At 46.7% G+C, this 10,367-nt stretch carries 1 protein-coding gene; it reads right to left on the bottom strand.

What is annotated here, in order from left to right:
* Nucleotides 1–2 precede the first annotated feature (2 nt).
* A partial coding sequence (locus tag WA1_RS15540) for a non-ribosomal peptide synthetase (RefSeq protein ID WP_148662959.1) occupies nt 3–10,367 on the bottom strand: 10,365 nt, incomplete at its 5' end.

Genomic DNA, 10,367 nt, shown 5'->3' with positions numbered 1-10,367 from the left:
ACTTAAAACTCCACTATTTCGGCATTCATACGATCTGCTGGTACATCTGTTGTTGCCCAATCCATCACTTCCATGTAGGCTGCTATACCAGCTATTGTGGGAAACTCAAACATTTTCTGCACGGACAGGTCAAGTGCAAAAGCTGAGTTGATCCGCGAAATGACTTGGGTGGCTAGTAGAGAATGTCCCCCAATTTCAAAGAAATTGTCCTTAACGCCAATAGGTTCTAGTCCCAAGACTTCACTCCAGATTTGCGTGAGTTGAGCTTCGATGGGAGTTCGAGGCGAAACAAAGCCAGTTGAGAGATTTCTCGAAGCTGTATCGGGTGTTGGAAGGGAGCGGCGATCTACCTTGCCATTGGGTGTCAAAGGCAGGGCATTGAGGAGAACAAAAGCTTGGGGTACCATGTAATTGGGTAGCTTTTGTTGGATAAATTCTCGAACTTGTGGCACAAGCTTCTGGACTAGTTTGCCGTGCAGGGGATTGTTAGTGTAGTTAGTCCAGGGTTTGGCTGTAACTGCCTCAGTATCCCAAAAAGCGATCGCGCAGTCTTGGTCAGACATTGGCATTGAACCATTGCGGCAGAACACTACATCATAAGAACCATCGTGACTGCTCGCCCACCAACTCAAGTAAACGGTGTAGCCTAGATCCTGCCCTAGTTGCCAAAACTGCTCTGGGTCGATACCAACTGCTGGCTGTTGTGCTAGTAGTTCCCGCAGTTGCCCGACGGTTTCAGCACTAGGGGGATTTTCCAACCATTGCCACATCTGTATTGCTTGCTGCACGCGTTGATTGGGAACAGCCCGAATGCCCAACACTTGTGGCTCCTCAGAAAGCAGTTTATTGTGAATTTGTGTGAAGGAAAGCTGGTCTAGTTGCCAATTTAACCAAGGAACTACTGTTGTTTGGACAGCAGTACCGAGATGCATAGTAACGTCGTAGCGAAATTGGGTTAACTCATTTTGATATTGACCGCGTTTGGGTTGAATTTCCACCCAAGTTATCTGGGGAAAACTTTGTTGTAGGGCGATGAAAAACCTAGGGTCAATAACCAGTTCTTCTTCTGCCGCTACACTGTGGTGTACTTGCTGCTGCCATTGCTCAACACTTCTGGATTGAGCAGCTTGGGACAACTGCACAGCAGCATAGTATGGCTCCAGTAACGGCAAGCTGCGAACATCCCCGACAAAGATTTTCCCCTGAGTGCCAATTGTTGCCATTGCCCCTTCTAAGACCTGCAACAGATACTCAACACTGGGAAAATACTGAACGATTGAGTTCAAAATCACAGTGTCGAATTCTCCCTGGGGAATACCTGCAAAATTATCTGCCATTTGATGTAGCAGTCGCACGTGTTCTAAACCTTCAACACTAGCGCGTACCTGCTCAACGTGCTGGATGGCTGCGATGGAATAATCGGTTCCCCAATACTTTTGGCAGCCCTTGGCAATACGAGATAGCAGTAACCCCGTTCCACAACCAATTTCTAAAACCCGTTGCGGTAACAGAGTCCGAATGCGGCTGACGGTACTCTCAACCCACTCCCGCATTTCTCGATCTGGGATGGGTTGCCTGGTGTAACTACTGTTCCAACCAGCAATATTGAACGTGAGGTCATCTGTAGATATTTGAGTTTGACCATACGCTTGTTCATAAAGAGTTTGCCAGTCACTAACATACTCGCTTTGCCATTGAGCAAATTGCTGAGGTAAGATTTGACTTTTAGAACCAGGGACTAAATAAGCGACGAGACTTTTATCTCCAGAACTAAGACTTCTAGTAACAACAACACTCTCCTTCACCAAAGGGTGTTGGTTCAAAACAGTTTCAATTTCACCCAGTTCTATCCGAAAACCGCGAATCTTAACTTGATTGTCAATGCGTCCAATGTATTCTATATTACCATCGCTCAAGTAACGTGCTAGGTCTCCCGTCTTGTAAAGGCGTTCAGAACAGGATTGGTCTTCCTTGACTCCCCTGCTCCCCAGATCCTGTGCTCCCCTGCTTCTTCTCAAGGGGTTGGGGATGAATTTTTCTTGTGTTAATTCTAAACGGTTGAGGTAGCCTGTTGCCAATCCCACACCGCCGATGTGCAGTTCTCCCGGTACACCCACAGGTACTGGTTGCAGGTATTCGTCTAAAATGTAGATTTGTGTGTTGGCAATCGGTCGCCCAATGGGAATGGTTGTGGCGTCTTTGGGGACATCTTGCACCCAGTACCAGGAACTAAACGTTGTATTCTCTGTCGGTCCGTAAACGTGCAGCAGTCGTTGCGGTGCGCCATTTTTCAGCACCTGTTGCACCCATTGCGGCTCGACAGCCTCGCCACCAAACAAAAGGTAGCGCAGTGGATTGAAAGCGTTGGGTACTGCTTGGGCAATTTGATTGAACAAGGCAGTCGTCAAGAATAACACCGTTATCCCTTGCTCGCGAATACTGGCGGCAAAATCCATTGGTGAGAGCGCCAACTCTTTGCTCACCCCAAACAATCGCGCCCCGTGAAGTAGCGCTCCCCAAATTTCAAAAGTGGCAGCATCGAAGGCGTAATTTGAGGCTTGTGCGATCGCGTCAGACGCTTCGATGTGAATGTAATTTGTGTTCATCACCAAACGGGTTACCCCTTGGTGAGTGACGCTGACACCTTTGGGTTGTCCTGTGGAACCGCTCGTGTAGATGACATAAGCCAGAGCATCAGCACTGGCTTGTGGTGTTGGGTTTTCCTCGCTTTGGGGGGCGAGTTCTGGGGAAGCAGTATTGTAACAAATGACACGTGCTTGCTGTTGGGGAAGAGTGGAGGCGAGTGTGTCTGTGGTCAACAGCACGGAAATTTGAGCAGATTCGACGATCGCTGCCAAACGCTGAGTGGGGTATTCCGGGTCAAGCGGTACGTATGCCCCTCCTGCCTTAAGAATGGCCAACAGTCCCACCACCATGGACACAGAGCGGTTCACACAAATGCCCACCAGCACACCTGCTCCCACTCCACTAGACCGCAAGTAGTGCGCCAACTGATTGGCACGACAGTTCAACTCGTTGTAAGTCAGTTGTTGATTTTCATACACTACTGCCACTGCATTGGGTGTACGCACTACTTGCTCCTCAAACAACTGATGGATACACTTATCCTGGGGATAATCCGCTTGAGTGTTGTTCCACTCCACTAATATTTGATGGTTCTCATGCTGTGTAAGCAAGGGCAGTAATGCCACTGGCTGCTGGGGATTTGCTACAATTGCCGCTAATAAAGTTTGGAAATGTTGCATCATGCGGGCAATGGTTGCGCCATCAAATAAATCCTTGTTGTAACAGCAAACTCCCCCAAGACCTTCTGGTAGATCCCACAAGTGAATTTCGAGATCGAACCGAACTGAGTCAAGCCCCAAAGGCATTTCCTCAACACTTAAACCGGGCATTTCCCAAGGAGAGGTGGGGGCGTTCTGCAAGGCAAACATGACCTGTACCAGTGGGTTGCGGTCTAAGTTCCGTTCCAATTGCAAGCGATCGACTAACATCTCGAAGGGCAAATCTTGATGGTCATAGGCGTTTTGAGCCACCTGTTGCACCTGGGTCAGTAAAGCTTCAAATGATTCTTCTGGGGAGAGATGAAATCTGAGAGCCAGAGTATTGACAAAAAAGCCAATTAATGTTTCTATTTCCGTGCGGTTGCGATTTGCTATGGGTGAGCCTATCACAAGATCCTTTTGTCCACTGTAGCGAGACATTAACACGACAAAACCTGCCAGCAGAGTCATAAACAGCGTTGTCCCGAACTCTTGGCTGAGCTTTTTCAGCTGCTGTGTGAGCAAGCGATCCAGTTGAAGTTGCTGTGTACCTCCACGAAAAGTCTGTATAGCTGGGCGGGAGCGGTCTGTGGGTAATGCTAATAGAGGTGGTGCTCCTGCTAACTGTTGCATCCAGTAGTTTAACTGACGCTCTAGTATTTGATCGGTCAGCCATTGGCGTTGCCAGATAGTAAAGTCAGCATACTGTACGGATAACTCTGGTAATTGAACAGAACTACCCGTTGTAATAGCGCGATAATAGGCGGACAGATCCCGGATAAAAATCCCCAAAGACCAACCATCAGCAGCAATATGATGAATTGCTACCAGCAGTACGTACTCTTGTGGAGAAACTTGCCAAAGCATGACTCGCAGTACAGAATCGTGAATGAGATCGAATGGTTTGGCAGCTTCTTTTGTTGCTATTTCTTTCACTTGTTTCCAGGGGTCTGGCACTTGCTGTAGATCTACTACTGCTAACGTTGTGGTGATATTTGGCGCTATTACCTGGACTGGCAAGTTATTTTTGACCTCAAAGCGAGTTCGCAGAATTTCATGGCGTTGCACCATCGACTGAAATGCTTGTTCCAAAGCTTCGATCTTAAGATCTCCAACCAAACGCACAGTGAAGCTCATTGTGTAAGCACCGCTTTCTCCTTCAAGCTGATGCATAAACCACAGACGTTCTTGCGCCCATGACAGGGGGATGTCTTGTCTGGAGGAAACAGGTACTATCGGCGGAATTGTCAAACCTGAATCAGTTTGCAGTTGAGCTAAGATCGCCTCACTTAACTGGGCGATAGTTGGTGATTCAAAAAGACAACGCAACGGTAACGGAGTTCCAAAAGCTTCCTGCAAGCGAGACATTACCTGGGTTGCTAACAGGGAATGACCCCCAATTTCAAAGAAATTATCATCAATCCCCACAAGCTCTACTTTCAGCACTTGTGCCCAAATTTGTGCCAATTTTGCTTCCACTGGGGTACGGGGTGCGATGAAAGTGTTTTCTATTCCTGTAGTTGATTCTGGGATTGGTAGGGCACGGTAGTCTATTTTACCGTTAGGGGTGAGAGGTAGCGACTCCAAGATGACTATTGCACTCGGTACCATGTAGTTTGGTAGCTTTTTCTTAAGGAAGCTACGCAGAACGCTGACTGTGGGTGTTACGTGTTTTTGCGGTACGATGTAGGCGACGAGGCGCTTATCCCCAGTAGTATCTTCGCGGGAGATGACACAAGTCGCTTGCACGTGCTCGTGTTGTCTCAGTACAGCTTCGATTTCTCCCAATTCGATGCGGAAACCTCGGATTTTTACTTGATTATCAATGCGTCCTAGGTATTCTATATTACCATCCGGCAAATAACGTGCTAAGTCCCCTGTTTTATACAATTTGGAATTGGGAATTGGGAATTTGGAACGATCAAAGGGGTTAGGGATAAATTTTTCTTCTGTTAACTCCGGGCGATGGAGGTAGCCTCTTGCCAGTCCCGCACCGCCAATGTGTAGCTCTCCTGGTACTCCAATCGGTACAGGTTGCAAGTCTTGGTCGAGTATGTAGATCTGAGTATTGGAGATTGGGCGACCAATGGGAACGAATTGTCCATCTCTCGGTTGCAAGCAATTCCAGAAAGTTGCATCTATACAAGCTTCCGTTGGACCGTAGAGATTGTACAAATTGACATCAAGCTGAGTTAACAAACCTTCGAGCAAAGTCACAGGTAAGACTTCACCGCCACAGAAAACTTGTTTGAGGGAGCTACAGGATTCGATTCCTCCCTGTTCTAAAAGCATTTGCAGCAAAGATGGCACAAGTTGAACAATCGTTACCTGGTGTTGGCGAATTAAGTTTAACAGATAAGCACTGTCAGTATGACCTCCAGGTTGAGCGATTAACAACTGCCCACCGACTATCAGTGGAGCGTAAAATTCCCAAACGGAGGCGTCAAAACCAAAGGGAGTTTTTTGCAGAACTTTGTCGTTTTCAGTCAGGGAAAATGTTGCTTGCATCCACAGCATATGGTTGCAAAGGTTACTGTGAGACAGCATCACTCCCTTGGGTTGACCTGTAGATCCTGATGTATAAATCACATAAGCTAAGTGACTTGCTTGCACATTAGCGATCGGGTTCTCCTGACTCAACTCACAAATCAAGTGCCAGTCTGTATCTAAGTGGACGACACGCGCCTGATGTTGAGGAAGAGACTCTACTAAATGCTGCTGGGTCAGAAGTACGGGAACTTGAGTATCTTGCAGCACAAAGCTCAGACGCTCGGTGGGATATTCTGGGTCAAGTGGCACATAAGCGCCGCCCGCCTTAAGAATGCCTAAAAGTCCCACAACCATAGACAAGGAACGCTCCACACAAATGCCAACCAATACATCTGCTCCCACTCCCAGCGAATCGCTACGCGACAGCTTCGCTGAACGCAAGTAATGTGCCAACTGATTAGCACGGCAGTTCAACTCATTGTAAGTCAGTTGTTGTTCTTCAAACACGACTGCCACTGCATTCGGGGTACGCGCCACCTGCTCCTCAAACAACTGGTGGATACACTTATCAACGGGATAGTCTGCTTGTGTATCATTCCACGCCATTAATAACTGCTGTTGCTCAGATGCCGTTAACAATGGCAATTGCTCAATCGCTCGGTGTGGATTGGTGACAATCGCTTCCAACAATGTCACAAAATGCCCCAGCATCCGGCTCATCGTTTCATGCTCAAATCGATTGGTATCGTAACTCACTTTCAAACACAATTGTTCGCCAGGGATAGCGACAACTGTCACGGGATAATTTGTGCGTTCAATCCCTCGAAAATTCGCCACTGTCAAACCGCTATCGTCTTGTAAAGTATCGGCATCTACCGGATAATTCTCAAATACGACAATGCTCTCAAATAAAGATGTACCCCTAGGAATGTCACTCAAACTCTGAATTTCTACTAATGAGCAGTAGGAAAATTCTTCGGATTCCACCTGTTGGGTTTGTAAATCTTTTAACAAATTCAGCAGATCGGTGTTGGGGAAGATTTGCAAGCGCACGGGCACTGTATTGATAAATATCCCCACCATCGACTCCATACCCAAGAGTGCAGGGGAGCGACCAGACAAGGTAGCACCAAACACCACATCGGTTTCACCACTGTAGCGCGAGAGGAGCAATCCCCAACTCACCTGCACCAAATTATTCAGTGTCAATTGGTGCTGTTTGACAAAATCCACCGCTTGTGCAGTTGCAGTTACCGTTAATTGAATCTGTTGTTCGCTATAGCCAGAATGCTGTTGTGTGTTTGACAGTGGTTTATCCACTCTCAACGGGGTGGGAGCGCTAAAACCTAAGAGTTTTTGTTGCCAAAATTCTAGAGCGGCATCTAAATCTTGTCGTTGTAACCAAGCAATATAGTTGCGGTAATTGACAGTTGGTGGTAGTGATACACTTTCTCCATCACAAATGGCTTGATAAAAAGCAAACAAGTCTTGAAACACCAACGGTAACGACCAACCATCAAGTAAGATGTGATGATGACACCAAACAAACTGATAGGTGTTCTCATCCAATTGCAGCAGATGTAGCCGCATCAATGGTGCTTGCTGGAGTTGGAAACCCTGTTTTTGCTCCTCCAACAGAAAAATTTCTAATTGCGCTTGCTGCTCAACAGTCGATAAATTGCACCAGTCTAGAGAATTGACTTTCACATCCAGTTGTCGATACACAACTTGCACGGGAGTACTCAAAGACTCCCAGGCAAAAGCCGTGCGGAAGATGGAATGCCGTGCTACCACCATCTGCCAAGCTTGCTCGAAAGCTCGGACGTTAAGGTTTCCTGCAAAGGTGCAAGCGATCTGCTCAAAATAGACGCCTGTGTCGGGAGCGTACAAACTTTCAAACAGCATCCCTTCCTGCATCGGCGATAACGAATAAATATCCTCAAGATTTTGCCAATGAATTTGACTCTGTTGTACGTTGGATGCTACTTTTGCTAAAACGAGATCCAGTTCTAACTGGTTGAGTTTGATGAGTGGGAAATCTGTAGGTGTGTAACCAACGTTATCCGGTTCTAAACAATGAGCAATCAGATTTTGCAACTCACAAACAAATTCTGAGGCAATATGTTCGATGGTTGCCTGCTCGTGGAGATTGCGGCTGTACGTCCAATGTATTTGTAGCTGTTGGTCTGCAATGATAGCGTTAATGTCTAACGAAGTTGAGCGCTGACCTTGTAAACTTTGGTTTTGTCCGCTCGATTCAGAAGCAGACGATATTAGAGGCTCGGTATTCAGAATTTGAGTAAATTGACCGAGATAATTGAAGCTAATCTGGGCCTTTGGAATGGTGGCGAGTTGGTCAATAATTTCTGCATCTTGATTGAAATAGCGCAATAAACCGTAGCCGATGCCTTTGTTGGGAATCGCCCGTAATTGTTCTTTGACTGATTTTAAAACCTGGCCCAGATTCTCTGTGTCTGAGAGTTTTAAAACCATTGGAAACATTGTCGTAAACCAACCGACGGTGCGTGATAGATCCACACCTTCAATAATATCTTCTCGCCCGTGTCCTTCTAAGTTAAATAACACCGACTTTGAGTCAGTCCATCGGCTGACAACCAGCACTAAAGCTGTTAATAAAACATCGTTAATTTGAGTTTTATACGCTTTCGGCACATCTTGCAGCAGCGCTTGCGTTTCACTGGAGTTTAATGACACTGAGACTGTGCAAGTAGACGCCACTGTATTGGCTCCATGAGCATGGTCTGCTGGGATGGAAGCCACTGCGGCGTTAGATATACTCAACCAATAATCCAGTTCTGATTTGAGGTGATTTGCTTGGGCATATTCTCTGAGGTGTTGCGCCCAATCTTTGAATGAAGTGGTTTTGGCTGGAAGTTGAATGACTTTACCTTGGCACAGCTGTGAGTATCCCGCGACCAAATCTTCTAATAAAATCCGCCAGGACACTCCGTCTACCACTAAGTGGTGAATGATGATGAGTAATCGTGCTCCTTTGTCAACTCCCAAACGGAACAACGCCACTTGCACCAGATTTTCTGATAAATTCAAACTCGCTTGTAGCGAATTGGCGGTGTTTTCTATCGCTTTTTGTTGCTCGCTATCAGGGAGTGTTGAGAAGTCAAAACAGGATATGATATTGCGATCGCAAAGCTCGGCATGAACTTGCTGCCAATTCGATTCTGTTTGTGTAAACCGCAAGCGCAGAGCATCGTGGTGTTTGAGTAATTCCTTCCACACCACCTCTAAGAACTCAATCTTAATATCAGTGGGAACTGTCAGTAGAAATGATTGATTAAAATGATGCGGCTGTGGCAATTGCTGCTCAAAAAACCATCGTTGAATGGGTGTTAAAGGTGATGCCCCAGTAACAAGTCCTTGTTCTATGAAAAGTGCTTTTGTTGTCAGAGCGACTGTGGCTAATTCAACAATGGTTTGATTGGCAAACAGTTGTTTGAGGCTAAGTTCTATCCCAGCCAGTTTTGCTTTGGCAATAATTTGAATGCTGAGGATGGAATCTCCTCCCAAGCTAAAGAAGTTATCATGTATACCGACAGCTTCGACTTTGAGGACTTGTGCCCAAATTTCTGCCAATTTGGCTTCTACTGACGTGCGAGGTGCGACGAAAATATTTTCTATTCCCGTGCGTGATTCTGGAACTGGTAAGGCGCGGCGGTCTACTTTGCCATTGGGGGTCAAGGGTAGGGATTCCAGGAGAACGATGGCATTTGGTACCATGTAGTCTGGTAGTTTTTCTTTCAAGAAGCTACGCAGTTCGTTCAGTGTGGGTGTTAGGTGTTTTTGCACGACGACGTAGGCCACCAGTCGTTTATTTGAGGGTACATCTTCGCGGGCGACAACTACGGATGATTGCACGTGCTCGTGTTGGCTCAGGACTGCCTCGATTTCACCCAACTCAATGCGGAAGCCCCGAATTTTCACTTGATTGTCGATCCGACCCAAGTATTCGATGTTGCCATCGCTTAAGAAGCGGGCTAAGTCACCTGTTTTGTAAAGGCGTTCAGAACAGGATTGGTCTTCCTTGAGGAACCAGCTCCCTAGCTCCCCTGCTCCCCTGCTTCTTCTCAAGGGGTTGGGGATGAATTTTTCTTGTGTCAATTCAGGGCGGTTGAGATAGCCTCTTGCCAAGGAAGCACCGCCAATGTGTAATTCTCCCGGTACACCAATTGGTACTGGTTGCAGATGTTTATCTAAAATGTAGACTTGTGTGTTGGCAATCGGGCGTCCAATCGGAGGCGATGTCTGCAATTGCTCCCGCGCAAATATCTGCCCAGAAGTTGTGACCACTGTATTCTCTGTCGGTCCATAATTATTCACAACGGAGAACGGTACTGAGGCGGATGGATATTGATGCAGCTTATCCCCTCCCGTGAGCAGATAACGCAACGCTAAACTTTCGGTCTTCCATTCCAAAGATAACAACTCAATAGCCACTGGTGTCGGTACAAAAGTGATGGTAATCTTGTTGTTTATCAACCACTGTTGCAAATTCACAGGCTCGGTGACGAGTTCGGATTTGACTAAGTAGAGGCTTGCACCTACGGTCAGGTAAGG

This window comes from Scytonema hofmannii PCC 7110, assembly GCF_000346485.2.
In the GTDB taxonomy this organism is placed as follows: Bacteria; Cyanobacteriota; Cyanobacteriia; order Cyanobacteriales; family Nostocaceae; genus Scytonema; species Scytonema hofmannii.
This window is presented reverse-complemented; position numbering and strand designations above follow the sequence as displayed.